Source organism: Streptomyces sp. NPDC046887, assembly GCF_040644755.1.
GTDB lineage: Bacteria > Actinomycetota > Actinomycetes > Streptomycetales > Streptomycetaceae > Streptomyces > Streptomyces lichenis.
In genome coordinates this window covers 122,694-147,163 of the sequence record NZ_JBEYXH010000017.1, presented here as the reverse complement: position 1 = coordinate 147,163, position 24,470 = coordinate 122,694, and the positions used below count along the sequence as shown (strand labels likewise).

The 24,470-nt window shown below is 73.2% G+C and carries 19 protein-coding genes and 3 pseudogenes; 16 read left to right on the top strand and 6 right to left on the bottom strand.

The window, feature by feature from the left end:
* Positions 1-446 (top strand): amidohydrolase family protein (locus tag ABZ945_RS18135; RefSeq protein WP_361270148.1); only part of this gene is annotated, 446 nt, incomplete at its 5' end.
* Between the two features lie 60 nt (positions 447-506).
* Positions 507-2,588, top strand: a complete 2,082-nt coding sequence (locus ABZ945_RS18130) for a hypothetical protein (protein WP_361270145.1) — start codon at positions 507-509, stop codon at positions 2,586-2,588.
* A 31-nt stretch (positions 2,589-2,619) separates the two neighbouring features.
* On the opposite strand, the gene ABZ945_RS18125 is transcribed toward ABZ945_RS18130, so the two are convergent.
* A complete protein-coding gene (locus ABZ945_RS18125; RefSeq protein ID WP_361270143.1) occupies positions 2,620-3,531 on the bottom strand; it encodes a dihydrodipicolinate synthase family protein in 912 nt (303 codons plus the stop codon).
* A gap of 226 nt (positions 3,532-3,757) precedes the next feature.
* Between ABZ945_RS18125 and ABZ945_RS18120 the strand changes: the two genes are divergently transcribed.
* Positions 3,758-4,726, top strand: coding sequence for an LLM class flavin-dependent oxidoreductase (locus ABZ945_RS18120; protein ID WP_361270140.1), 969 nt, complete (start codon positions 3,758-3,760; stop codon positions 4,724-4,726).
* Between the two features lie 50 nt (positions 4,727-4,776).
* Here the strand turns inward: ABZ945_RS18120 and ABZ945_RS18115 are convergent, their stop codons facing one another.
* Complete coding sequence (locus ABZ945_RS18115) at positions 4,777-5,481, bottom strand: TetR/AcrR family transcriptional regulator C-terminal domain-containing protein (RefSeq protein ID WP_361270137.1); 705 nt, start codon at positions 5,479-5,481, stop codon at positions 4,777-4,779.
* A gap of 159 nt (positions 5,482-5,640) precedes the next feature.
* Here ABZ945_RS18115 and ABZ945_RS18110 point away from each other — a divergent pair, with 159 nt between their 5' ends.
* A complete protein-coding gene (locus ABZ945_RS18110; RefSeq protein WP_361270173.1) occupies positions 5,641-7,083 on the top strand; it encodes a serine hydrolase domain-containing protein in 1,443 nt (480 codons plus the stop codon).
* Positions 7,084-7,172: 89 nt separating this feature from the next.
* On the opposite strand, the gene ABZ945_RS18105 is transcribed toward ABZ945_RS18110, so the two are convergent.
* The 3 genes from ABZ945_RS18105 to ABZ945_RS18095 all read right to left on the bottom strand — a co-directional run bounded on the left by ABZ945_RS18105 (position 7,173) and on the right by ABZ945_RS18095 (position 10,380).
* Complete coding sequence (locus ABZ945_RS18105; protein ID WP_361270134.1) at positions 7,173-7,976, bottom strand: carbohydrate ABC transporter permease; 804 nt, start codon at positions 7,974-7,976, stop codon at positions 7,173-7,175.
* The gene (locus tag ABZ945_RS18100) at positions 7,976-8,848 is read right to left on the bottom strand and encodes a sugar ABC transporter permease (protein ID WP_361270170.1); all 873 of its coding nucleotides are present in this window, start codon (positions 8,846-8,848) and stop codon (positions 7,976-7,978) included. Before ABZ945_RS18100 ends, ABZ945_RS18105 begins: the two co-directional genes overlap by 1 nt.
* Positions 8,849-9,102: 254 nt before the next feature.
* Entirely contained in the window at positions 9,103-10,380 is a 1,278-nt protein-coding gene (locus tag ABZ945_RS18095; RefSeq protein WP_361270131.1) for an extracellular solute-binding protein, read from the bottom strand.
* Positions 10,381-10,652: 272 nt separating this feature from the next.
* On the opposite strand from ABZ945_RS18095, the gene ABZ945_RS18090 reads away from it, so the two are divergent.
* The 10 genes and pseudogenes from ABZ945_RS18090 (at position 10,653) to ABZ945_RS18045 (ending at position 22,511) form a co-directional block, all read left to right on the top strand.
* A complete protein-coding gene (locus ABZ945_RS18090) occupies positions 10,653-11,051 on the top strand; it encodes a cell division protein SepF (RefSeq protein WP_361270129.1) in 399 nt (132 codons plus the stop codon).
* A 26-nt stretch (positions 11,052-11,077) separates the two neighbouring features.
* A pseudogene (locus ABZ945_RS18085) lies at positions 11,078-11,431 on the top strand (nucleotide pyrophosphohydrolase); the annotation flags it as partial.
* Positions 11,432-11,744: 313 nt separating this feature from the next.
* Positions 11,745-12,344, top strand: coding sequence for a DUF6099 family protein (locus ABZ945_RS18080; RefSeq protein WP_361270126.1), 600 nt, complete (start codon positions 11,745-11,747; stop codon positions 12,342-12,344).
* 378 nt (positions 12,345-12,722) lie between these two features.
* A complete protein-coding gene (locus tag ABZ945_RS18075; protein WP_361270124.1) occupies positions 12,723-13,118 on the top strand; it encodes a hypothetical protein in 396 nt (131 codons plus the stop codon).
* A gap of 40 nt (positions 13,119-13,158) precedes the next feature.
* A complete protein-coding gene (locus ABZ945_RS18070) occupies positions 13,159-14,082 on the top strand; it encodes an LLM class F420-dependent oxidoreductase (protein ID WP_248631255.1) in 924 nt (307 codons plus the stop codon).
* A 66-nt stretch (positions 14,083-14,148) separates the two neighbouring features.
* A pseudogene (locus tag ABZ945_RS18065) lies at positions 14,149-15,573 on the top strand (3' terminal RNA ribose 2'-O-methyltransferase Hen1); the annotation flags it as partial.
* 150 nt (positions 15,574-15,723) lie between these two features.
* Positions 15,724-18,285, top strand: coding sequence for a polynucleotide kinase-phosphatase (locus tag ABZ945_RS18060; protein WP_361270167.1), 2,562 nt, complete (start codon positions 15,724-15,726; stop codon positions 18,283-18,285).
* A 249-nt stretch (positions 18,286-18,534) separates the two neighbouring features.
* Positions 18,535-19,779 carry an arginine deiminase gene (locus ABZ945_RS18055; RefSeq protein WP_361270120.1) on the top strand — a complete coding sequence of 415 codons (1,245 nt, stop codon included), beginning with the start codon at positions 18,535-18,537 and terminating at the stop codon, positions 19,777-19,779.
* Between the two features lie 87 nt (positions 19,780-19,866).
* Positions 19,867-20,877, top strand: coding sequence for an ornithine carbamoyltransferase (argF, locus tag ABZ945_RS18050; RefSeq protein WP_361270117.1), 1,011 nt, complete (start codon positions 19,867-19,869; stop codon positions 20,875-20,877).
* Positions 20,878-21,005: 128 nt separating this feature from the next.
* Entirely contained in the window at positions 21,006-22,511 is a 1,506-nt protein-coding gene (locus tag ABZ945_RS18045; protein ID WP_361270115.1) for an amino acid permease, read from the top strand.
* Here the strand turns inward: ABZ945_RS18045 and ABZ945_RS18040 are convergent.
* The gene (locus ABZ945_RS18040) at positions 22,483-22,905 is read right to left on the bottom strand and encodes an ATP-binding protein (protein WP_361270112.1); all 423 of its coding nucleotides are present in this window, start codon (positions 22,903-22,905) and stop codon (positions 22,483-22,485) included. The two genes, ABZ945_RS18045 and ABZ945_RS18040, sit on opposite strands and share 29 nt — an antisense overlap.
* Before the next feature lie 303 nt (positions 22,906-23,208).
* On the opposite strand from ABZ945_RS18040, the gene ABZ945_RS18035 reads away from it, so the two are divergent.
* Both ABZ945_RS18035 and ABZ945_RS18030 read left to right on the top strand, forming a co-directional pair.
* Positions 23,209-24,036 carry an enoyl-CoA hydratase family protein gene (locus ABZ945_RS18035; protein WP_361270109.1) on the top strand — a complete coding sequence of 276 codons (828 nt, stop codon included), beginning with the start codon at positions 23,209-23,211 and terminating at the stop codon, positions 24,034-24,036.
* Positions 24,033-24,470, top strand: a pseudogene (locus ABZ945_RS18030) (hypothetical protein); the annotation flags it as partial. The gene ABZ945_RS18035 and the pseudogene ABZ945_RS18030, both read left to right, overlap by 4 nt.

The following is a 24,470-nucleotide window of genomic DNA, read 5'->3' as shown; positions in this document are numbered from 1 at the left end:
CGCTGCTGCTGCACACCTGGGGCGAGGAGGTCACCCTGCTGCCCGAGCTGGTCGAAGCCCGTCCGGGGCTGCGGGTGATCCTCGGTCACGCGGGCGGGGACGCCTGGCGGGAGGCGGCCCGGGCGGCGGCCGGCTGCGACCGGCTGTATCTGGAGCACTGCCGCACCGCGACCGACGCGGGCCGGATCGCGTACGCCCGGGAGACCGGTGTCCCGGTGGAGCGGATCCTCTTCGGGACCGACGCCACCCTCATCGACCCGTGCGTCTCGCTGGGCGTCATCCGGGACGCCGGGTTCACCGCCGAGGAGCGGGAGCGGGTGCTGTGGCGCAACGCCGCCGAGCTCTTCGCCCTGCCGCAGCCCCAGCCCCAGCCCCAGTCACAGCCGCAGCCCCAGCCCCAGTCACAGCCGCGGCCACTGCCGCTGTCCGGCCACCCCACCCCGTAGCCCGCAGGCCGCCCCGCAACACACAGGCCCGCCCCGCAACCCACAGGAGAGGGACGACACATGGAACGCAGGCGACTGCTCAACGCCGGCGCCGGGCTGGGCCTGGCGGCCGTGGCGGCCACCACCCCGGCGGCCAGGGCGGCGGAACCACCGGCGCCCCGAGGGGCCGGCGGCCCCGCCCCCGCCTCCTCCGCGACGGGAGGGGCCGCCGCGCACGCCTGCACCGGAGCACCCGTGACCACCTACGGCACCGCCTCCCTCACCGCCGCCATCGTCGGGGTCACCGTGCTCGGCAACCACGCCTATGTGGTGGCCCGGGGCCAGAGCCCCACCCTGGTCGGCGAGATCGACCTGACCACCCGCACGCTGACGCGGACCTTCCGGCTGGACCGGGGCGATGGCGGCTGGGCGGCCACGGTCTCCGGCGGCCAGGTGTATGTGGGCACCTACCCCTACCCGGACATCCACCGCGTCGACCCGGCCACCGGCACCACCACCCGGATCGCCACCGTCGGCCCGGCCGGGGGCTTCGTCTGGTGCCTGACCACCGCCCCCGACGGCACCGTCTACGCCGGCACCAGCCCGCGCGGCGAGGTCTGGGAGTACAAGCCGGACACCGGCAGACTCCGCAACCTGGGACCGGCGTTCGCGGGTGAGGGCTATGTCCGGGCCATCGCCGCCGACGAGAAGTACGTGTACGCGGGCACCCTGCCGCAGGGCTACCTCATCGCCTACGACCGGGTCACCGGCGCCAAGCGCAACCTCACCCCCGAACCGTACGGCGGTGCCGCCGCCCTGACCGCCCACGGCGGCCGGGTCTACGGCCTGTTCGGCCGCTCCCTCCTCGACCTGGACCCCGAGGACGGGACGGCCAAGGTACTGACCATCCCGGCCGGTGAGCGGATCGCCGACGCCCTCGCGGTCACCGCCGACTCCACCGTCTATATCGTCGGCCGCCCCACCGGCACGGTCTACCGCCGCGACGGCGACACCTTCACCACCGTCGCCGCCCCCGCCACCGGCGACGAGCACCGGGCGCTGATCCCGCTCTCCGGCACCACCATGCTGGGCGCGGCGGGCAGCGGACGGCTCTGGTGGCTGGACCGGAGCACCGGCGCCGCCCAGGTGGTCGAGCTCATCGACATCGGGCTCTCCGGACCCGACCCGGTGCAGTCCATCGCCTTCCAGCAGGGCGGCACCGTGCACGTGGGCGGCCACTACTCGCTCACCACCCACCACCCCGCCCGCGGCACCTCCAACCGCATCCGCATCCCCGGCGAACCCAAGCAGCTCCGGGTGATCGGCGGCCGGGTGTACGCGGCGATGTACCCGAGCACCGAACTGCTGGAGATCGACGCGGGCCGCGAGCGGGTCCGCTCGCTCGGCTTCATCGACAACGGCCAGCAGCGCCCCACCGACATGGCCTACCGCTCCGAAGACGATCTGCTGCTCATCTCCAGCGCCCCGCCCGCCGGCGGCCTCAAGGGGGCGCTGACCCTGCTCCAGCGTTCCCGGGGCCGGATCACCGTGTACCGGGACGTCATCCCCGACCAGAGTGTGATGTCGGTGGCGCTGGACGACCGCCCGGGCCGCCGCCGGATCGCCTACCTCGCCGGTGACACCTGGGGCGGCGGCAGCGTCCCGCCCACCCGTACCGCCGCCTCCATCGCCGCCTTCGACCTGCGCCGGGGCACCGTGCTCTGGGAGATGACCCCGGTCGCCGGGAACGCCAGCCTCCAGCACATCGAGGTGCTGGACGGCGTGCTCTACGGCCTCTGCAAGCGGCAGTCCGGCACCTGGTTCGCCATGGACCTGGACACCCGCACCGTCACCGCCACCGGCACCCTGCCCAGCTACGGGGAGCTCAGCGTCCAGTTCGGCCAGGTGTACGCCTCCGTCTTCAGCGGCGACGTCTACCGGCTCGGCCCCGACCTGACCGAGGCCCAACTCGTCCTCGGCGGCCTGGACGACGGCTGGTACAACCCGCCGCAGCTCGCCTGGGAGCGGTCCACCTGGTACGCCTGGGGCGTCGCCACCCGCGATCTGGCCCGGCTCCGGCTGGACCCGCTCTGCCCCTCCGGCTCCCCGTCCTCCACCAGCTCCCAGTACGAGGCGGTGCTCAAGGGCCTGCTGGCCAACTGACCACTGCCCCATGGGCCGGGGGGAGGGGCCGTCAGTCCTCCTCCCGGGCCAGCTCCTCCAGGCACTCCACCACCGCCGCACGCTCCCCGGGCGCGGGCGGCGGCCCGTACGGGTCATGGGCCGCCTCCTCCGGGATCAGCCCCTCCCACACCGCCGCCCACAGCATCCGCCGCACATAGCCCTCCATCGGCGCCGTGAACGTCACCCGGGCGAACCGGTCCAGCCGCCCCGAGGTCCGGACGAACCGCGCCATGTCCCCGGCCCGCCAGGCGTCCAGCACCGCCGCCGTCAGCCCCACCCGGGCCGCCGCGATCCCCACCAGCGCGCTGTCCGCGCCCCACATCAGCGAGGGGCCGAACATCCGGTCCTCCCCGGTGATCGCCAGCGCCCCGCTCCGCCGCGCCGCCGCGATCGCGTCCTGGCAGGCCATCGCCCGGTCCAGCGTCGCCAGCTTCACCCCCACCGTCCCCGGAAGCCCGGTCAGCCGCTCCACCAGCCCCGGCGGATACGGATAGCCGCCCGCCTCGCCGTGCAGCAGGAAGCCGACCACCGGCAGCCCGCTCTCGGCCGCCACCCGCTCGTGCAGCGCCACCGCTGCGTCCTCGTCCCCGGCGAACGCCGCGACCGGATACACCATCACCGCGTCCGCCCCGCCGTCCGCCGCCCGCACCGCCATCTCCACGGTCGCCGCCACCGCACCCGCCCCGTCCACCCGCACGGCCCCCTCACCACGCGGCACCCCGACCCCCGCCACCACCGGCCCGGCCACCGCCTCCCGCCACACCGCCAGCACCCGGCGCCGGTCCTCGGCCGGCAGATACAGCCCGCGCCCGGTGTGCGCCCACACCGCCACCCCGCCCACCGGGGCGGCCGCCATCCGTTCGGCGTAGTCGCGCAACGCCCCGTACGCCACCACCCCGCCCTCGTCCATCGGCGTCGCCACCGCCGCCAGCAAAGCCCCCCGCAACCGCCCTTGGACCGACCCGGCAGCCCTCTCGCGGGCCCCGGGGCGACCCTCGTCCGTATCCGAACCCCTCACGGAGGTCATCGGCGGTCTCCCGTCTGTCGCGCCGCTCACGGCCGAAGCCGCCGCGCTACCGTTACGGTCCGGACCGTAACCGAAGCCGCCCCGCCCCGCGAGACCGCCGCCCCTGGAAGGGACCGCGCCCATGCGCCTCGGCCTCTACGTCAACCTCTACGCGGACCCCGCCGACCGCCCCCGCCTCGCCGACGCCGTCGAACAGGTCCGCCTCGCCGAACAGGCCGGCTTCAGCTGGGCCGTCCTCGGCGAACGCCATCTGCACCGGCCCGGCTACCACGAGGCCGTCACCACCCTGGCGTATCTCGCCGCGCACACCGACCGGATCGGGCTGGCCACCGCCGGGCTGATCGCCCCGGTCCACCACCCCGTCCACCTCGCCGAGAGCCTCGCCCATGTGGACGTGCTCTCCGGCGGCCGGCTCACCGCCGGGTTCGTCCTCGGCTACCGCCCCGAGGAGTTCACCCTCTACGGCACCCGCCCGGAGGAGCGCGTCAGCCGCTTCGAGGAGTGCCTCGAACTGCTCCACCGCCTCTGGACCGAGGACGAGGTCACCCACCACGGCCGCCGCCACCACCTGGACGGCGCCTTCCTCTCCCCGCGCCCCGTGCAGGCGCCCCGCCCCCGGATCTGGAACGGAGGCCGGGTGCCCGCCGCCCTGGAGCGCACCGCCTGGCTCTGCGACGGCTGGACCACCTCGTTCAACGAGACCGACGAGGAGCTGCCCAAGAAGGTCGCCGCCTACCGGGCCGCCCCGCGCGGGCCGCGCTCGCTCGGCTCCGAGGTCATCGTCTGCCGCGAGGGCTACGCCGCCGCCACCTCCCAGGCCGCCCGCACCGCCCTGGAGGACCCGCTGCGCGGGCTCTACGACGCCTACGGCGACTGGAAGCGCACCTCCGCCGACGCCGCCCGCTACGCCCAGCCCTGGGAGGACATCGCCGCCCGCTCGGTCATCGGCTCCACCGCCGAGTGCGCCGAACGGCTCGCCCACTACGAGGCCCTGGGCGCCGACGGCGTCGTGCTCCGCATCCAGCCGCCCGGCATGCCCCAGGCCGACGCCCTGCGCGCCATCGAGGCCTTCGGCGCCCTGACGGGCTGAGGCGGACGTATGGGCGAGGGCCGCTGGGGATCCCCGCGCGTCCGGCGGCCTCAGGCCGATGAGGGAGACGTCTCACCGCCTGGCGCGAGCCGGCCGGCGAGGCCGTCGAGCATCCGGTCGAGCCCATAGCCGAAGCGGTCCTCGCGCACCTGGCGGGGGTCCGCCTGCTCGCCGGAGGCCGGGCTGTGGTCCGACAGCCATGCGCGCTCGGAGACACCACTGCGGGCGATCAGTGAGAGATACGCGGCCTCGCTGGTGGTGACCCCGATGACATAGGCCATGAGCGCCCCGGCGGCCTGGTCCTCCTCACCCGCGGGAAATCCGGCCGCCGTGAACTGGGCGAGGAGGCCCGAGGTCATGCGGACGGCGTTCGGGCCGACATGGAGCAGCCCGACCTGGCCGAGTTCGGGGCCGACCCAGGGATGGCGCAGCACCATCGCCCGCAGGTCGCCGGCGGCGCGGGCGGCCGCGGTGCGCCATGTCCCGCGGGTGGCGGCGGCCGGCGGGTCCAGCTCGCCGAACACCTCGTCCACGGCCAGCTGGATCAGCTCGTCCCGGTTGGCCACATGCCGGTAGAGGGACGTGGCCCCGGCTTTCAGGCGGGTGCCGAGCTTGCGCATGCTGAGCGCCTCGACCCCCTCGGCGTCCAGCAACTCGATCGTCGCGGACACGATCTGCTCCCGCGTCAGCTGCTCCCGCTGCGGGCGTTGCGGACGTGTCCACACCGAGGTGATCGGTTTGGCATCGGCGGACATACGCGTCCACTCCCCTCGGTCGGTTCGCTGTGTGCTCCCCTCACCGTAGCCGACACCGTACGCGCATTGCGTACGCCGATCCTCCATGCGTACAGTGTTCGCATTACACAAACACTGTACGCCACAGCCGACGAGGGGGAGTCAACGGTGAAGAACGCCATGCGATGCGACGAGCAGGGCAACGGGAGTGCCGAAGGGGCATGGGGCACGTGGAACTCGGCCGGACGGAAGGTGGATCCCGCCCGGTGGCAGGGCCGCCTCGACCAGCTCTGCCGCGAGCACCATGTGCCCGGAGCGTCCTTGGCCGTCCTTGCCGACGGGACCGTCCACACCTGGGCGAGCGGCGTGCTGCACCGCGGCACGGGCGTAGAGACGACGACCGACTCGGTCTTCCAGATGGGCTCGATCGCCAAGGTCTACACGGCCACCCTGGTGATGCGGCTGGTCGAGTCCGGCCGGCTGGACCTGGACGCACCGGTCACGGACGTGCTGCCGGAGTTCTCGATCGGCGACCCGGAGACGACCAGGATGATCACCATCCGCCGGCTGCTCAGCCACACCAGCGGGCTCACCTGCGACTTCAATCATGACAGCGGGCGCGGCGACGACTGCCTCGCCTTGTACGTGGAGGCCGCGAAGGGCGTCGCGCTCGACTGCCCGCCCGGCAGCGCCATCTCGTACAGCAGCGTCGGCTACAACGTGCTCGGCCGGATCGTCGAGGTGGTGACCGGAACGACGTGGGACGAAGCGCTCAAGGACCTGCTGCTGACCCCGCTCGGCCTCACCCGCACCATGACCCTGCCCGAGGAGGCGCTGCGCTTCCGCGCGGCCATGGGGCACCTGGGCGAGCCGGGCCAGGACCCGGACCCGGCACCGGAATGGGACATGATGCCGCGATCGGCGGGCCCGTACGGCAGGGTCATCGCCACCGCGGGCGACCTCGCCCGGCTCGCCCGGATGCATCTTGCCGGCGGCCTGGCCGAGGACGGCACCCGCGTACTCTCCGAGGAGACGGTCGCCCTGATGCGGCGCCGGGTGGTGGACTGCCCCGACAAGTGGACGGTCAGCTCGGACGGTTGGGGTCTGGGCTGGACCCTGTACGACTGGAACGGCGTCGAGGGCTACGGCCATGACGGCGCCTCCATCGGGCAGTACGGCTATCTGCGGGTGGTGCCGTCGGCCGGCGTCGCCGTCGCGCTGCTCGCCAACGGCGGCGGTGCGCGCGAGGTGTACACGGCGCTCTACCGCGAACTGCTCGCCGAACTGGCCGGGGTGGCCATGCCGGAACCCTTCGCCCCGTCGGCCACGCCACCCGCCGTGGACTGGGCGCCGCTCGTCGGCACGTACCGGCGCGAGGGTGTGGTCATCACGGTGACCGAGCAGGACGGCGCCGGACACGCGCTCTACGAGTTCGTCGACGGCATGAAGGACCTCTCGAAGCCCCTGCGGATCGACCTGCTCCCGGTCACGGAGACGGCCTTCGCCGGCACGGGTGTGGGCTCGGCCTTCAGCACGGACTACACACCGGTGATCTTCTCCGCCCTGCCCGACGGCACCCGCTGCGTCTACATCGGCATGCGCTGCGCCCCCAGGATCCGCTGACCGCCCTGTCCACCTCCCGCGGTCCGCGCCCCCCGGGAGCCGGCGCGGACCGGCTCCTGCCCGGACCGACCGGCCTTGAGCAGACCGGGTCAGGCCTTCATCCCGCTGGTGGCGATGGAGTCGGTCAGATACCGCTGGAGCAGCCCGAAGACCAGCAGACAGGGGATGACCGTGATGGTCGCCCCGGCCATGATCTGGTTGACCGTCACGTTCTCCCCCTCCAGGGTGGCCAGCCCCACGGTGAGGGTGCGCATCGCCTCGGACTGGCCGATGACCAGCGGCCACAGGAAGTCGTTCCAGTGCCAGAGGAAGACGAAGACACCCAGCGTCGCCAGCACCGGGCGGATCAGCGGCAGTACCACCGTGGTGTACACCCGCCACTCCGAGGCACCGTCCATCCGGGCCGCCTCGAACAGCTCGTCGGGCAGCTGCACGATGAACTGCCGCATCAGGAACACCGCCTGGGAGTTGGCCAGGGTCGGCACGATCAGCCCCCAGTAGGTGTCCACCCCGCCCATCCTGGCCACCAGCAGGTAGTACGGGATGAGGGTGGCCTGGAAGGGCACCATCAGGGTCGCCAGGAACGCCCAGAACAGCGCCTCCCGCCCCGGGAACCGCTTCTTGGCGAAGGCGTACCCCGCCATCGAGGCGAACAGCAGGATCAGCACCACCGACACCAGCGAGTACAGCAGCGAGTTCAGCGCCCAGCGCAGCACATCCGCGCCGCCCAGCACATCGGTGAAGTTCTGCCAGGTGGCCCGGGTGACATCCAGCGCGCCCGGCAGCGTACGGCCGCCCGGCGGGGCGAAGGCCACCAGCACCATCACCGCGAACGGGGTCACGGTGACCAGCGCCACCAGGATCAGCAGCACCGGCAGACGCAGCCGCGCCATCAGTCCACCTCCCTGCCGACCAGCCGGCGCTGGATCAGCGAGAAGACCAGCACCACCAGGAAGAGCACCAGGCCCACCGCGCAGGCGTAGCCGAAGTCGAAGAACTTGAAGCCCGAGTCGTAGAGGAAGTAGACCAGGGAGTAGCTGGCCCGCACCGGGCCGCCCGCGGTCATCACATACATCGCGTCGAAGACCTGGAACGCCCCGATCGCCTCGATGACCAGCACGAAGAACAGCACCGGCCGCAGCAGCGGCAGGGTCACCCAGCGGAACCGCTGCCAGCCGCTCGCCCCGTCGATGACGGCCGCCTCCGTCACCTCCCTGGGCACCGACTGGAGCCCGGCCAGCAGGATCAGCATCGAGTAGCCGAACCCCTTCCACGCGGAGGCGGCCGCGATCGACGGCAGCACCAGCGACTCACTGCCGAGGAAGTCCACCGGCCCGAGCCCGATCGCGCCCAGCACCGAGTTGAGCAGCCCGTCCTCCACCTCGTAGATCCACTTCCAGATGACCGCGGCCAGCACGATGCTGGTGACATACGGGAGGAAGAACAGCCCGCGGAAGAAGCCGCGCAGCCAGAGCGTGCGGTGCAGCAGTACCGCGGTGCCCAGCGCGAGGACCACCGTCATCGGTACGTAGAGCACGGTGTAGAGGGCGGTGACGCCGAAGGCCTCCCAGAACAGCCGGTCGTCCAGCAGCCGGGCGTAGTTGCCGGTGCCGATGAAGGTCCAGTCGCCGCTGAGCCGGTAGTCGGTGAGGGAGAGGAAGACGGCGCCCAGGGTCGGGCCGATCCGGAACACCAGGAAGAGGACCAGCATCGGCGCCACGAACGCCAGCCCGGCCAGCGCCTCCCGCCGCCGCGCCGCCGACATCCGCCGCCACCGGGAGCGCCCGGCCGGCGGGGGTGCCGGGGGAGTGGTGGCGACCGGTGGGGCGGTGACGGTGACCGGCGGGATGGTGCGGTCGCCGGGCGGTGCGGCAACCGCGACCGGCGAGGTCGGGCCACCGGAGTCCTTCGAGCCCTGATGATCGGCCGGGCCGCGAGAGTCCTCCGGACCCTGGTGATCGGCCGGGCCGCGGGCCTCGGGCTCCTCCTCCGGGGACGTCTCCCGGGACTCGACGCGGCTCAACGCTGCCGCGCCAGAAGCGCGTCGCCCGCCTCGGCGGCCGCCGCCAGCGCCTCGCGGGGCGACTTCTCCCCGGTCAGCGCGGCCTGGATCTCCGGCGCCAGCAGCGCCTGCACCTGACGGGCCGCCCGGTGCGGCTCGCCGGGGAAGGCGTACGCGAGCGCCGCCTCGTACTCCTTGGCGTGGGCGCCGGTGCCGGGCACGGTGACATCGGTACGCGGCGAGAAGAAGCCGCCCGCCCGGCCGAGCGAGGCGATCTGGGCGGGCGCCGCCATATAGGCGACGAACTTCTCGGCGCCCGCGGTGTTGCGGCTGGCCGCGTTGATGCCCAGGCCGCCCGGCATGCCGAAGCCGACCCGCTTGCGGGGCCCGGCCAGCGCGGGGCCGACGATCACATTGCCCTTGCCCCAGGCCTGCGCGGCGAGGGCGGCGTCGGCGGGGGTGTTGGTGTACCCCATGGCGACCTGCTGCCGGCCGAGGGCCTGGTCGGTGAAGAGGTTGGCGTTGGTCAGCGCGGACCGCGGGACGGCGCCCTCCCGGTAGAGCCGTACCAGGAAGGTGAGCGCTTCGACGCCCTCGCGTCCGCTGAACGCGGTCTTCTTGCCGCTCCCGTCGAAGACCCGTCCACCCGCCTGCCAGAGCAGCGGATAGAAGCTCATGTTCAGTGAGGCCTCGCCGCTCGCCGAGTAGTCGAGGGTGGCGACCCCCGCCCGCTTCAGCTTGGGCGCGGCCGCCTTGAGCGCCGCCCAGGTCGCCGGGGGTTCCTTTATCCCGGCCTTGGCCAGCAGCCGGCGGTTGTAGAGGGTGCTGGTGACGGTGTGGTAGATCGGCGCGGCGTAGAGCTCGCCGTCCTGGGTCATGGCGGCCAGCGCGGTGGGGCGGAAGGCGGCGCGGGCCTTGCCGAGCGCCCGGTCCACCGGCCGCAGCACGCCGTTCGCCTGGTACTGGGGGATCTGGTCCGGGGCGAGCAGCACCACATCGGGGCCCTTGCCGCCGCCGAGTGCGGTGGCCAGCTTCTGGTCCCGGTTCGCCCAGGGCTGCTGCTCGATCCTCAGATCGGTGCCGGGGTGGGCGCGTTCGAAGCCCTTCTCCACCCCGTCCCAGTAGGCCGCGTTGGCCTTCGGGTCCATGATCACCGGGTACATCCAGACGGTGACTCCGTTGCCGCCGGAGCCGGTGGCGCCCCCGCCGCAGCCGGCCGCCGCGAGCACGGCGAGGCAGAGCAGCAGCAGAGGGACGGCGGCGCGCGGGGACCCGGACGTCGAGGGGGGCTTCATGGGGCCTCCGGAAGGCCTGTACAGCACCCGGACGGCGCCGGGGCCGGACAATTGCCGCTCAGTGTCGGACAGCTGTGGACAGTGCTGGACAGTGCCGCTCAGTGTTGGACAGTTTCGGCCTGGGCCGAAAGTAACCGGGCGGTTTCGGACTGTCAATGGAGCGCGCGGCGGGGCGGGCGCCGCCACCCGCCGACCGGAGTCACACCCCCTTGGGCCTGAGCCCGGCCGTGTCGCAGTTGGGCCGAACGGGTGAGCCGGGCGAGGATAGGCGCATGAGTAGGTACGAGAGGTACGACGTCACCGACGAGCAGTGGGAGGGCCTGGCCCAGGTCGTGCCGTTGCGGGGGCGCAACGAGTGGCCGTCGAGGGTGGACCACGAGACCGTCCCCCAGGACTACGAGGAGGCCGAGCAGCGCCGCATGATCGTCCTGCGGGTGCAGATCTTCGCGGACGCCCGCGAGGTGGCCGAGCACCTGATCGCGCAGATCCCGGTGCTGCTGGACCTCACCAACGCCGACACCGAGGTGGCCAAGCGCGTCCTGGACTTCAGCAGCGGCGTCGTCTTCGGGCTGGGCAGCGGAATGCACCGGGTGGACCGCAACGTCTTCCTGCTGGCCCCGGCCGGTACCGAGGTCGAGGGCGCCGCCGCGGCCACCATGACCCAGGCCTGAGCCGCGCCGGAACCGGAGACCCCCCGATGACCACACCCGACGTCCCACCCCGCCCCGCCCTCACCGAGGCCCCCGCCCTCCCGGACCTCCAGCGCAGGCTGGTCGAGTTCGCCGCCGCCCGCCAGTGGGGGCCGTACCACACGCCCAAGAACCTCGCCGCCGCGCTGAGCGTCGAGGCGGCCGAACTGCTGGAGATCTTCCAGTGGATGACCCCGGAGGAGGCCGACCGGGTGATGGCCGACCCGGAGACCGCGCACCGGGTCAACGACGAGGTCGCCGACGTCCTCGCCTATCTGCTCCAGTTCAGCGCCCGGCTCGGGGTGGACCCGCTGGCCGCGCTCTCGGCGAAGATCGACCGCAATGAGCTCCGCTTCCCGATCGGCCGCCCACCCGGCCGCACCGCCCGCGCCACCCCTGCTGCCGCCGACCCGGCATCCCGGGCCGCCACCCCCGCCGACCCGGAGCCCCCGGTCGACCAAGCCGCCGCCCCCGCTCCTGCTCCGGCTCCCGCTCCCGCCCCCGCTCCCGCTCCCGCTTCCGAATCGACGGATCGTCACTCTACGGAGTGATCCACTTATCCCCTCTGAGCTTCCTGTCCACAGATTTCCGAATTCCTCTGGCGTTTGGGTCAGTTTCCCCTCACGCTGGGTAGTGAACAGGTTGGGCAGGTAGTCGTACGAACGGGGGCGGCGAATGGACGCGGAGCGGCTCATCGAGTCGGTGCGGCGGGCGCTGGCGGCCAGCCGGGCGGCGGAGGACACCGTGGCGGAGGCCTGGCAGGCGCAGTGCCTCGCCCAGGCGATAGGCGACCACCTGGCCCACACCGGCCCGCGCGAGCTCCGGGGCGAGGCGCGCGCCCTCGCCGAGACGGCCGGGCGCGGTGGCCAGCCGCCCGACCATCCGGCCGTCCGCGCCGCCGGCGGCCCACGCGCCGCCCGGCTCTCTGGCATAGCCGACCTCCCCGCGGCGCTGCGGCAGTTGGCCGCCCTGCTGGCCGAGTCCGGTATAGCCCTGGTCTCGGTGGCCTGCGCCACCGACGAGGAGGGCCTGTACTGGGCCTGCGTCGAGGCGACCGACGCCGCCGACGAGGCCGGCGACCGCGTCCGCGCCATGCTGCGCCGCCTCGCCGTACGCGAACGCACCAGGCCCCCGGGCCAGACCGGCGCGCCCCGGGACCTCAGAGACCTGCCGGAGGCCTCGAAGCTGACCGACGGCGCCGACCTCTCCGGCCTGGCCGACTTGTCCGACCTCTCGGGCCTGTCCGACCTGGCCGACCCGGCGGCCCCGGGCTGACGCCCGAGCCCGGACCGGCTCGCCGCCCCGGCGGCGCTTGGCTGACGCCACGGCCAGGCCCGGCTCGCCGACCCCGACGACGCGCGGTCGGGGGCGACGGACGACCGAGCCTGCGGCGCGCCCGGCCGAACCACGTCGCTTATGACGACGCCATGCCGCCGGGACCGGCCACCGTCCTCGGCGACGCGACGGCGACGCCAGGACCACGCGACGACGACGCCATGACCACGCGACGGCGTCGCCATGAGGCGCGATGGCGACGCCAGGACGCCGCTAGGACGCCGCCATGGCGACGCCATGGGGAGGGGGAGGGGGTGGGGTGGGAGGGGGGTGGGGTGGGAGGGGGGTGGGGGGGAGCCCCCCCCAGAGGATGGCGGTATGGCGATCCGGTTCCGCACCTACCACGAGGACGAAGACCTATGGCTGTACTTCGAGGCCGATGACGAGGGCTGGGCGGTGCGGCAGGTCGAGGTCCGGGGGGAGGACGGGCGACCGGTGGCGGCGGCCTCCTTGGAGGAGGTACTGCGCGTGCGGGACCACGGGGATCTCGCGGCGATGTGCCGCTATGAGAAGCGGTACGGCGTACTGGCGGAAGCCCCCGTGGCCGACGGCTGGCAGGGCCGGCCCGAGGCGGCTGAGGTCTCCGCGGAGGAGTTCGAGCGGTTGTGGGCCGAGGCGCGGCGGGCCCTTGGCGGCGAGGTAGGTGACGGGGGGCGGCTTACCGACCTGGCGCGCCCTCTCGTCCCCCCGCCGGGGATGCCTCCGAACCGGTGATGTTGGGTTCGGGGAAGCGGGACGGTGCAGGATGGATGGCATGGATCTTCGCATCTTTACCGAGCCCCAGCAGGGGGCCAGTTATGACACCCTTCTCACGGTCGCCAAGGCCACCGAGGATCTTGGGTTCGACGCCTTTTTCCGCTCTGACCACTATTTGAGCATGGGCTCGGCGGACGGGTTGCCCGGTCCGACCGACGCCTGGATCACCCTCGCCGGGCTGGCCCGGGAGACCAGCCGTATCAAGCTGGGCACCCTGATGACCGCCGGGACCTTCCGGCTTCCCGGGGTGCTCGCCATCCAGGTGGCCCAGGTCGACCAGATGTCCGGGGGCCGGGTCGAACTGGGTCTGGGCGCCGGGTGGTTCGAGGAGGAGCACAAGGCGTACGGCATCCCCTTCCCCAAGGAGAAGTTCGGCCGCCTCGAAGAGCAGCTGGCGATCGTCACCGGGCTGTGGGCCACCGAGCCGGGCGGCACCTTCTCCTACGACGGCAAGCACTACCAGCTCACCGACTCACCCGCGCTGCCCAAGCCCGCGCAGGCCAGGATCCCGGTGCTGATCGGCGGGCACGGGGCGACCCGCACCCCCCGGCTGGCCGCCCGCTACGCCGACGAGTTCAACATCCCGTTCGCCTCGCTGGAGGACACCCGCACCCAGTTCGACCGGGTCCGGGCCGCCGCCGTCGAGGCCGGGCGCGGCGCGGACGACCTGGTGTACTCCAACGCGCTGGTGGTCTGCGTCGGCAAGGACGACGCCGAGGTGGCCCGCCGGGCCGCCGCGATCGGCCGGGAGCCCGAGGAGCTGAAGGCCAACGGGCTGGCCGGCTCGCCCGCCGAGGTGGTGGACAAGCTCGGCCGGTACGCCGAGGCCGGCTCCTCCCGGGTCTACCTCCAGACCCTCGATCTGCACGACCTGGACCACCTGGAGCTGATCTCCTCCGAGGTCATGTCCCAGCTCGGCTGAGGCTTCCCGGGTCCGTAAGGGAAAACCGCTGGTGGGGCGGGGTGGTGAGGCGGGATACTCGGACGTGTGTTCCTGACGATCAGTACGACCGGTTCCCCTGAGCGCCCCGCCACCGACCTCGGTTTCCTGCTGCACAAGCATCCCGGCCGTGCGCAGTCCTTCTCGACCGCGCACGGCACGGCGCATGTCTTCTATCCCGAGGCGTCCGACGAGCGGTGCACCGCGGCGTTGCTGCTGGAGATCGACCCGGTCGCCCTGGTCCGCCGCTCCAAGGGTGGCAAGGGCCGGGGCGGGGCGCCCGACGCGGCGCTCGCCCAGTACGTCAACGACCGCCCGTACGCGGCCTCCTCGCTGCTCGCCGTCGCGCTGAGCACGGTGTTCAAGAGCGCGCTGCGCGGGGTGTGCCAGGCCCTGCCCGGGCGGGCCTCGGCCCCGCTGCCGCTGCGGGTGGAGATACCGGCACTGCCCGCCCGCGGCGGCGCCGAGCTGGTGCGCGCCCTGTTCGCACCGCTCGGCTGGACCGGGATCGACGTCCGGCCGATCGCGCTGGACGAGCGGTTCCCGGGCTGGGGCGACTCGCGTTACGTACGCCTGGTGCTCGACGGTGAACTGCGGCTCGCCGACGCCCTCAACCACCTGTATGTCCTGCTCCCGGTGCTGGACGACGCCAAGCACTACTGGGTCGCGCCCGACGAGGTGGACAAGCTGCTGCGGGCCGGTGACGGCTGGCTGGCCGCGCACCCCGAGCAGAAGCTCATCACCAGCCGCTACCTCTCCCGCCGCTGGGGCCTGACCCGGCAGGCGATGGAGCAGCTGGAGCTGGTGCGGCTCGCCGAGAGCGACGACCTCGCGGTCGAGGACGTGGACAACGCCGTGGACGAGACCGCCGACACCGAGGAGCGGCCGGTCCCGCTGGCGGTCCGGCGCCGGGAGGCGATCCTGGCGGTGCTCCGCGAGGCGGGCGCCCGCAGCGTGCTGGACCTCGGCTGTGGGCAGGGGCAGTTGGTGCAGGAGTTGCTGAAGGACCCCTCGTACACCACCGTCACCGGCCTCGATGTGTCGGTACGGGCGCTGACCATCGCCGCCCGGCGGCTGAAGCTGGACCGGATGGGTGAGCGGCAGGCCGCCCGCGTCCACCTGCTCCAGGGCTCGCTGACGTACACCGACAAGCGGTTGACGGGGCAGGACGCGGCGGTGCTGAGCGAGGTGATCGAGCACCTGGACGCCGAGCGACTGCCCGCACTGGAGTACGCCGTCTTCGGCTCCGCCCGCCCCGGCACGGTCATCGTGACCACGCCGAACGTGGAGTACAACGTCCGCTGGGAGACCCTGCCCGCCGGGCATGTCCGCCACTGTGACCACCGCTTCGAGTGGAACCGGGCCGAGTTCCGGCAGTGGGCCGAGCGGGTGGCCGCCCGGCACGGCTACCGGGTCGGCTTCCGCCCGGTCGGGCCGGACGACCCGGAGGTCGGGCCGCCCACCCAGCTGGCGGTGTTCACCCGGGGCACGGACAGTGCCGACGGCGCCGACGGCACCGCGGCGAACGACAAGGACCGCACGGTCACCCTCCAGGCCACCCAGGAAGGAGCTGCGGCATGTACCACCTCGGACAACATCCCGGACGACACCACGGACACCACGATGGACATGGACACCGCCCCGGCCGCCGACCGGGCTGCCGGACGCCGGCTGCCGGTCACCGATCTCTCCCTGGTGGTGCTGATCGGTGCCACCGGCTCCGGCAAGTCCACCTTCGCCCGGCGGCACTTCAAGCCGACCGAGATCGTCTCCTCGGACTTCTGCCGCGGCCTGGTCGCCGACGACGAGAACGACCAGTCGGCCAGCGGCGACGCTTTCGACCTGCTCCACTACATCCTCGGCAAGCGTCTGGCCGCCGGCCGGCTCACCGTGGTGGACGCCACCAACGTCCAGCAGGAGGCCCGCCGCCAACTGGTGCGGATCGCGCGGGAGCACGATGTGCTGCCGATCGCCGTCGTGCTCGACATGCCGGAGAAGGTCTGCGCCGAGCGCAACGCCGCCTGCGCCGACCGGGCCCATCTGCCCCGCCGGGTCATCCAGCGCCACCGCGGCGAGCTGCGCCGCTCCCTGCGCGGACTGGAGCGCGAGGGCTTCCGCAAGGTGCATGTGCTGCGCGATCCGGCCGAGGTGGAGACGGCGGAGATCGTCCTGGAGCGGCGGTACAACGACCTGCGCCACCTCACCGGCCCGTTCGACGTGATCGGCGATGTGCACGGCTGCTCCGCCGAGTTGGAGAGCCTGCTCGGCAAGCTCGGTTACGTGGACGGGGCGCACCCGGAGGGGCGTACCGCCGTCTTCGTCGGCGACCTGGTCGACCGCGGCCCGGACAGCCCCGGGGTGCTCCGCCGGGTGATGGGCATGGTCGCCGCCGGCACCGCGCTCTGCGTGCCCGGCAACCACGAGAACAAGCTCGGGCGCTGGCTGAACGGCAAGAAGGTCCAGCAGACCCATGGGCTGGCGGAGACCATCGCCCAACTGGAGGGAGAGATCCCGGAGTTCCGGGCCGAGGTGGCCGCCTTCATCGACTCGCTGGTCAGCCACTACGTGCTGGACGGCGGCAAGCTGGTGGTCTGCCACGCCGGGCTGCCGGAGAAGTACCACGGCCGCACGTCCGGCCGGGTGCGCAGCCACGCGTTGTACGGGGACACCACCGGGGAGACCGACGAGTTCGGCCTGCCGGTGCGCTACCCCTGGGCGGAGGAGTACCGGGGCCGGGCCACCGTGGTCTACGGCCACACCCCGGTCCCCACCACCTCCTGGATCAACAACACCATCTGCCTGGACACCGGTGCCGTCTTCGGCGGCCGGCTGACCGCGCTGCGCTGGCCGGAACGGGAGACCGTGGACGTGGCGGCGCAGAAGGTCTGGTACGAGCCGGTGAAGCCGCTCGCCACCGAGGCGCCCGGCGGCCACCAGGGCCGCCCGCTGGACCTGGCCGACGTCTACGGCCGGCGCACCGTGGAGACCCGCCACCACGGCAATGTGGCGGTCCGCGAGGAGAACGCGGCGGCCGCGCTGGAGGTGATGAGCCGGTTCGCGGTGGATCCGCGGCTGCTGCCGTACCTGCCGCCGACCATGGCCCCGACGCCCACCTCCACGGTGGACGGCTATCTGGAGCACCCGGCCGAGGCCCTGGCCCAGTACCGGGCGGACGGCGTGGCGCGGGTGGTGTGCGAGGAGAAGCACATGGGCTCCCGCGCCATCGCCCTGGTCTGCCGGGACGCCGACGCGGCCCGCGAGCACTTCGGGGTGGACGGTCCGACCGGCGCCCTGAACACCCGTACCGGCCGGCCGTTCCTGGACGATCCGGCGCTCACCGAGGAGGTGCTGGGGCGGCTGCGCGCGGCCGTCGGCGCCGCCGGGCTCTGGGCGGAGCTGGACACCGACTGGCTGCTGTTCGACGGCGAGCTGATGCCCTGGTCGCTGAAGGCCGCCGGACTGCTGCGCAGTCAGTACGCGGCGGTCGGCGCCGCCTCGGGCGCGGTGTTCCCCGGTGCGCTGGACGCCCTGGAACGGGCTGCCGGGCGCGGCCTGGAGGTGGACACGCTGCTCGGGCGGCAGCGTGAGCGGGCCGCGGACGCGGGCGCGTTCACCGAGGCGTACCGGCGCTACTGCTGGGACACCGAGGGGCTGGACGGGGTGCGGTTCGCGCCGTTCCAGATCCTCGCCGGACACCGCCGCTCGCTGGCGGACGTTGCGCACGATGTGCAACTGGGCTGGCTGGACCGGCTGGTGGAGCACGATACGACCGGGCTGATCCAGACCACCCGGCGGCTGGTGGTGGACACCGGTGACGAGGAGTCGGTGCGCGCGGCGGTCGACTGGTGGCTGGAGCTGACCGGCGCGGGCGGTGAGGGCATGGTGGTCAAGCCACTGGTGCCGCTGGCCCGGAACGGCGCCGGCCGGTTGGTCCAGCCGGGCGTCAAGGTGCGCGGCCGGGAGTATCTGCGGATCATCTACGGCCCGGAGTACACCCGCCCGGACAACCTGGAGCGGCTGCGCGACCGCCATCTGGGCCACAAGCGCTCTCTGGCGCTGCGCGAGTACGCCCTGGGGCTGGAGGCGCTGGCCCGGCTGGCCGACGGCGAGCCGCTGTGGCGGGTGCACGAGGCGGTCTTCGGCGTCCTCGCCCTGGAGTCGGAGCCGGTCGACCCCCGGCTGTGACACCGCCCCCGGAGCCGCCGGTGAGAACTCGGCGGCCGGTACGCCCTTGGCCGCCCGTACACCCAGGCTGCCGGTGCACCCCCGGCCGACGGTCCGCCCCCGGCCGCCGGTACGGAACCGGTGGCCGGGTCCCGGCTGCCCTGCGCATACGGGGGCGTACCGACCCGGCGGCCGGGTCCCGGACGTCCGTACGGATTTCGGGCGCGGTTCGCCGGGGTAATGCGGTCGCCGCGCGGTGAGGATGGAGTCATGGGATTCCATGTCGACTCAGAGACCGGGCGGCTCCGCCGCGTCATCCTGCACCGCCCCGACCTGGAGCTGAAGCGGCTCACACCGCGCAACAAGGACGCGCTCCTCTTCGACGATGTGCTCTGGGTCCGCCGGGCGCGCCAGGAGCACGACGGCTTCGCCGATGTGCTGCGCGACCGCGGGGTGGAGGTGCATCTGTTCGGGGACCTGCTGGCGGAGGTGCTGGAGCTGCCGGCGGCGCGCAAACTGGTGCTCGACCGGGTCTTCGACGAGAAGGAGTACGGGCCGCTGGCGGCCGACCCGATAAGGGAGGTCTTCGACGCCATGGAGACCGGGGAGCTGGCCGAGGCCCTGGTCGGCGGGATGACCAAGCGGGAGTTCCTGGCCGGGTACACCGAGCCGGTGTCGGTCCGCTTCCATGTGATGGACCTGGACGACTTCCTGCTGCGGCCGCTGCCGAACCACCTCTTCACCCGGGACACCTCGGCCTGGATCTACGACGGGGTGTCGATCAACGCGATGCGCTGGCCCGCCCGGCAGCGGGAGACCGTGCACTTCGAGGCCATCTACAAGCACCACCCGCTGTTCACCGGGCCCGAGGCGGGCGCGTTCCACCACTGGTCGGAAGGGCAGGGCGACTTCCCGTCCACCATCGAGGGCGGGGACGTGCTGGTCATCGGCAACGGCGCGGTGCTCATCGGGATGAGCGAGCGGACCACCCCGCAGGCGGTGGAGATGCTGGCCCGGGGGCTGTTCGCGGCCGGTTCGGCCCGCACCATCGTGGCGCTGGACCTGCCCAAGAGCCGCGCCTTCATGCACCTGGACACGGTGATGACCATGGTGGCGCACGACACCTTCACCCAGTACGCGGGCCTCGGCATGCTCCGCTCGTACACCATCGAGCCGGGCGACGGCGACCGGGCGCTGAAGGTCACCGACCATCCGCCGCAGCATATGCACAGCGCCATCGCGGCGGCGCTGGGGCTGCCCGCGATCCGGGTGCTCACCGCCACCCAGGACGTGCACGCCGCCGAGCGGGAGCAGTGGGACGACGGCTGCAATGTGCTGGCGGTGGAGCCGGGGGTGGTGGTCGCCTATGAGCGCAATGTCACCACCAACACCCATCTGCGCAAGGAGGGCGTCGAGGTGATCGAGATCCCGGGCAGTGAACTGGGGCGGGGGCGCGGCGGTCCGCGCTGTATGAGCTGCCCGGTGCAGCGCGACCCCGACCCCGGGTTCGCATAAGCATGCTTTGATTTGTATAGAATTCCAGGGACTGTTCCCCGCCCCCGTTCATCGATGGGCTCCGTCCCCGCACCATAGGAGCGCCCCATGGCCACCGACCTCACCGGCCGCCACTTCGTCAAGGAGCTGGACTTCACCGCCGAGGAGTTCCACGCGCTGCTCGCGCTGGCGGCCGAGCTGAAGGCGGCGAAGAAGGCCGGTCGTGAGGTCCGGCGGCTGCGGGGCCGGAACATCGCCCTGATCTTCGAGAAGGCCTCCACCCGGACGCGCTGCTCCTTCGAGGTCGCCGCCGCCGACCAGGGCGCGTCCACCACCTATATCGACCCGGCCTCCTCGCACATCGGCAGGAAGGAGTCGGCCCGGGACACCGCCCGGGTGCTGGGCCGGCTCTATGACGCCATCGAGTTCCGCGGCGACGCCCAGCAGACCGTGGAGGAGCTGGCCGCGCACGCCGGCGTCCCGGTCTACAACGGGCTGACGAACTCCTGGCACCCCACCCAGATGCTGGCCGACCTGCTCACCATGGCCGAGCACGGCACCAAGCCGCTGGACGCGACGACCCTGGCCTACCTCGGCGACGGCCGCTACAACATGGGCAACTCCTACCTGGTCACCGGCGCCCTGCTCGGTCTGGACGTGCGGATCACCGCGCCCCGGGAGTACTGGCCGGCCAAGGAGGTCGTGGACACCGCGCGGGAGCTCGCGAAGGCCAGCGGCGCGGTCCTCACCCTCACCGACGACGTGGCCGAGGGGGTGCGGGGGGCGGACTTCGTCGCCACCGACGTCTGGGTCTCCATGGGGGAGCCGGCCGAGGTGTGGGACGAGCGGATCACCGCGCTCACGCCGTACGCGGTGACCATGGACGTGCTCCGGGCCACCGGGAACCCGGACGTCCGCTTCCTGCACTGCCTGCCCGCCTTCCACGACCTGGGCACCTCGGTGGCCCGGGAGATCCACGAGCGGCACGGGCTGACCTCGCTGGAGGTCACCGACGAGGTGTTCGAGTCCCCGTACTCGGTCGTCTTCGACCAGGCGGAGAACCGGATGCACACCATCAAGGCGGTGCTGGTCGCCACCCTGGCGGGCCCGACCGCCTAGCGCACCGCCCCGGCCGGGTTGCGCCGACGGGGGGAACGCGCGGGGCGGTGGCCGTGTCGGGCCGCCGGGCGGCGGTGGGGCCCGCAGGCTCAGGTGCCACCCGCCCGTGCACCGCCCAGGGAGACGGCATGCGCCCCAGCCCCACCGGAGACCCCGCCGGACAGCCTGCCGGCAGAACCGCGGGGGGACCCGGCGGATCGCGCCGATCGCGCGTCAAGAGTCCCGAACAGCTGGTCGCCGAGTCCGGCGGGGACCTGGAGGGCCATGGGCTGCGGCGCACCATGGGCCTGTTCCAGCTGGTCTGCTTCGGGGTCGGCGCGATCGTCGGCACCGGTATCTTCGTCGGGCTGTCCGACAGCGTCGCCGAGGCCGGCCCGGCGGTCGTGGTCTCCTTCCTGCTGGCCGCGGCCACCTGTGTGGTCACCGCCTTCGCCTTCGCCGAGCTGGGCAGCGCCATCCCGGTCTCCGGCAGCTCCTACTCCTTCGCCTACGCCACCCTCGGCGAGCCGACCGCCTTCCTGGTGGGCTGGTGCCTGCTGCTGGAGTACGGGGTCTCGGTCTCCGCGGTCGCCGTGGGCTGGGGCCAGTACCTCAACGAGCTGCTGGAGAGCCTGGCCGGGGTCCGGCTGCCCGAGGCGCTGTCCGCGCCGCCCGGGGACGGCGGGGTGGTCAACGTCCCGGCCGTCGTCGTCATCGGCCTCGCCGCGGTGCTGCTGGTGCGCGGGGTACGGGAGAGCGCCCGCGCCACCGCGGTGATGGCGGTGGTCAAGATCGCCGTACTGGTGCTGTTCTGCGCCATCGCCTTCACCGCCTTCGAGGCGGGCAACCTCGCCCCGTTCGCCGCGCACGGGGTGGCCGGGATCACCTCGGGCGCCTCCATCGCCTTCTTCTCGTACATCGGCTTCGACGCCGTGACCACCGCCGGGGAGGAGGTCCGCGACCCCCGGCGCAATGTCCCGCTGGCCGTGCTGATCTGCATCGGCGCGGTCACCGTGCTGTACTGCCTGGTCGCGCTCGCCGCGGTCGGGGCACTCTCCGCCGACGCGGTCGCCGACCAGCCCGCCGCGCTCTCGTTGATCGTCAACGAGGTCACCGGCTCCTCGTTCGGCGGCGGGGTGATCGCTTTCGGCGCGGTCGTCGCCATCGCCTCGGTGGTGCTGGCCGTGCTGTACGGGCAGACCCGGGTGCTGATGTCGATGTCCCGGGACGGGCTGGTGCCCCGGATCTTCGAGCATGTTTCCCCGAAGACCGCCACCCCGGTCGCCAACACCTGGATCGTCGCCGTGGTCTTCGCGGTCCCGGCCGCGGTGGTCCCGCTGGAGGTGGTGCTCAACCTCACCACCATCGGCACCCTGGCGGTGATGGCGGTGGTCAATGTGGCGGTGATCGCGCTGCGCCGCCGCTACCCGCGGCTGGAGGCGGGCTTCCGCGCCCCGCTCTTCCCGGTCATCCCCGCGCTCGGGGTGCTGCTCTGCCTCTATCTGATGTGGGGCACCGGCGGGCGCACCTGGGCGCAGTTCGCGGTCTTCCTGGTGGTCGGCGCGGTGGTGTACGTGCTCTACGGCCGGCGGCACTCCCGGCTGGCCACGGGCCGTACCGGCCGGGTCAGGGGGCGGGGCGGGCCGGGAGCGTGAACCAGACCGCCTTGCCCTGCTCGGTACGGCGGTGGCCGCAGGCGGAGCTGAGGGTGCGGATCAGCAGCAGCCCGCGCCCGTGCTCCAGCCAGGGGTCGGGCGGGGTGTCGTGGTTCGGGCACAGGTCGCCCGGCGGGGTCGGGTCCGGGTCGTGCACCTCGACCTGGCAGCCGGCCGGCAGCACCTCCACCACCAGCTCGATCGGCGCCGTCCCCACGGTGTGCTCCACCGCGTTGGCCACCAGCTCGGCGGTGAGCAGCTCCGCGGTATGGCTGTCCGCCGACCCGTCCAGCTCCGCGAGCGCCGTACGCACCAGGGCGCGGGCCATCGGCACCGCGGCCGCGGTGTGCGGCAGCGCGATGCGCCAGGACCGGGGTTCGGGGATGTCGGGCACGGTGGCGGTCCGTTTCACTGCGGGTGCGGGAGGAGCGCTCCTCGGGCGGGGCGGGTGGTGACGGGGATGGGCGATGACGGCCCCCACCTTACGGAGCGGCTCGCTCCGCTTCGATGGGCCCCCGCCCTGTGGTGCCGGGTCGATGACGGGGTGTGACGGCCTACTTACGCCAAGCTTATCGCGCATGCGTGACGGAAGTCACGGACAAGTGATAACTTCGACGGGCAGCTACCCGCGTCCCACCGGTCCGGTCCGGCCCGGCTCGCCCCGGCCGCGGGACCGAGGAAGAGGAGGCGCACATCCATGAGCCCCTTCACCGGCTCCGCGTCCCGCACCGAGCGGTGGCGCCACCTCCGGCTCACCGTGGAGGAGGGCGTCGCCACGGTCACCCTCGACCGCCCCGACCGGCTCAACGCGCTCACCTTCGGCGCCTACGCCGACCTGCGGGACCTGCTCGCCGAGCTCTCCCGTGAGCGGTCGGTGCGTGCCCTGGTCCTCGGCGGCGAGGGGCGCGGCTTCTGCTCCGGCGGGGACGTGGAGGAGATCATCGGCGCCACCCTCGCCATGGACACCGCCGCACTGCTCGACTTCAACCGGATGACCGGGCAGGTGGTACGCGCTCTGCGGGAGTGCCCCTTCCCGGTGGTCGCCGCCGTGCAGGGGGTAGCCGCCGGGGCGGGCGCGGTGCTCGCCCTGGCCGCCGACTTCCGGATCGCCGACCCCAGCGCGCGGTTCGCCTTCCTCTTCACCCGGGTCGGGCTCTCCGGCGGCGACATGGGCGCCGCCTATCTGCTGCCCCGGGTGGTCGGCCTCGGGCACGCCACCCGGCTGCTGATGCTCGGCGAACCGGTGCGCGCCGCCGAGGCCGAGCGGATCGGGCTGATCAGCGAGCTCACCGAGGAGGGCGGCGCCGCCACCCGGGCCGCGGAGCTGGCCCGCCACCTCGCGGACGGCCCGGCCCTGGCGTACGCCCAGACCAAGGCGCTGCTCACCGCCGAGCTGGACATGCCGCTGGCCGCCTCCGTCGAGCTGGACGCTGCCACCCAGGCGCTGCTGATGAACGGCGAGGACTACGCCGAGTTCCACGCCGCCTTCACCGCCAAGCGCCCCCCGAAGTGGCGGGGGCGATGATGCCCGGGCCCGCGGAACGCGCCGCCGACCAGGCCCCTGACGCCGCCCCGGGCCGCCTGGTGCAACCGGAGGGCGCCGCCAACCGGGCGCCGGGCGCCGGGCCCGGTGACCGGGGCCCTGGCGCCGCCTCCGCCGAGCCCGGGCCCGCTGCTCCGGGCCGCCCGGTGCCCCCGGAGGGCGCCGACCGGGTGACCGCTGCCGGGCCCGGTGACCGGGTGACGGCCGCCGGGAGGCCCCGTACCGCCCCTGCCGCTTCGGACCGCTCGGAAGGCGCCGACCCCGCGGCGTCCGCCGATGGCCCCCGTACCGCCCCCGCCTGTCCTGAGCCGGAGTCCACCACCCCCGCCTGTCCTGAGCCGGAGTCCACCGCCCCCGCCTGTCCTGAGCCGGAGTCCACCGCCCCCGCCTGTCCTGAGCCGGAGTCCACCGCCCCC

Bases quoted from the DNA above. Each gene is read 5' to 3' on its own strand.
- ABZ945_RS18130 (WP_361270145.1), top strand. From the start codon at position 507: ATGGAACGCAGGCGACTGCTCAACGCCGGCGCCGGGCTGGGCCTGGCG.
- ABZ945_RS18120 (WP_361270140.1), top strand. From the start codon at position 3,758: ATGCGCCTCGGCCTCTACGTCAACCTCTACGCGGACCCCGCCGACCGC.
- ABZ945_RS18115 (WP_361270137.1), bottom strand. From the start codon at position 5,481: ATGTCCGCCGATGCCAAACCGATCACCTCGGTGTGGACACGTCCGCAA.
- ABZ945_RS18110 (WP_361270173.1), top strand. From the start codon at position 5,641: ATGCGATGCGACGAGCAGGGCAACGGGAGTGCCGAAGGGGCATGGGGC.
- ABZ945_RS18105 (WP_361270134.1), bottom strand. From the start codon at position 7,976: ATGGCGCGGCTGCGTCTGCCGGTGCTGCTGATCCTGGTGGCGCTGGTC.
- ABZ945_RS18100 (WP_361270170.1), bottom strand. From the start codon at position 8,848: ATGTCGGCGGCGCGGCGGCGGGAGGCGCTGGCCGGGCTGGCGTTCGTG.
- ABZ945_RS18095 (WP_361270131.1), bottom strand. From the start codon at position 10,380: ATGAAGCCCCCCTCGACGTCCGGGTCCCCGCGCGCCGCCGTCCCTCTG.
- ABZ945_RS18090 (WP_361270129.1), top strand. From the start codon at position 10,653: ATGAGTAGGTACGAGAGGTACGACGTCACCGACGAGCAGTGGGAGGGC.
- ABZ945_RS18080 (WP_361270126.1), top strand. From the start codon at position 11,745: ATGGACGCGGAGCGGCTCATCGAGTCGGTGCGGCGGGCGCTGGCGGCC.
- ABZ945_RS18075 (WP_361270124.1), top strand. From the start codon at position 12,723: ATGGCGATCCGGTTCCGCACCTACCACGAGGACGAAGACCTATGGCTG.
- ABZ945_RS18070 (WP_248631255.1), top strand. From the start codon at position 13,159: ATGGATCTTCGCATCTTTACCGAGCCCCAGCAGGGGGCCAGTTATGAC.
- ABZ945_RS18060 (WP_361270167.1), top strand. From the start codon at position 15,724: ATGGACATGGACACCGCCCCGGCCGCCGACCGGGCTGCCGGACGCCGG.
- ABZ945_RS18055 (WP_361270120.1), top strand. From the start codon at position 18,535: ATGGGATTCCATGTCGACTCAGAGACCGGGCGGCTCCGCCGCGTCATC.
- argF (WP_361270117.1), top strand. From the start codon at position 19,867: ATGGCCACCGACCTCACCGGCCGCCACTTCGTCAAGGAGCTGGACTTC.
- ABZ945_RS18045 (WP_361270115.1), top strand. From the start codon at position 21,006: ATGCGCCCCAGCCCCACCGGAGACCCCGCCGGACAGCCTGCCGGCAGA.
- ABZ945_RS18035 (WP_361270109.1), top strand. From the start codon at position 23,209: ATGAGCCCCTTCACCGGCTCCGCGTCCCGCACCGAGCGGTGGCGCCAC.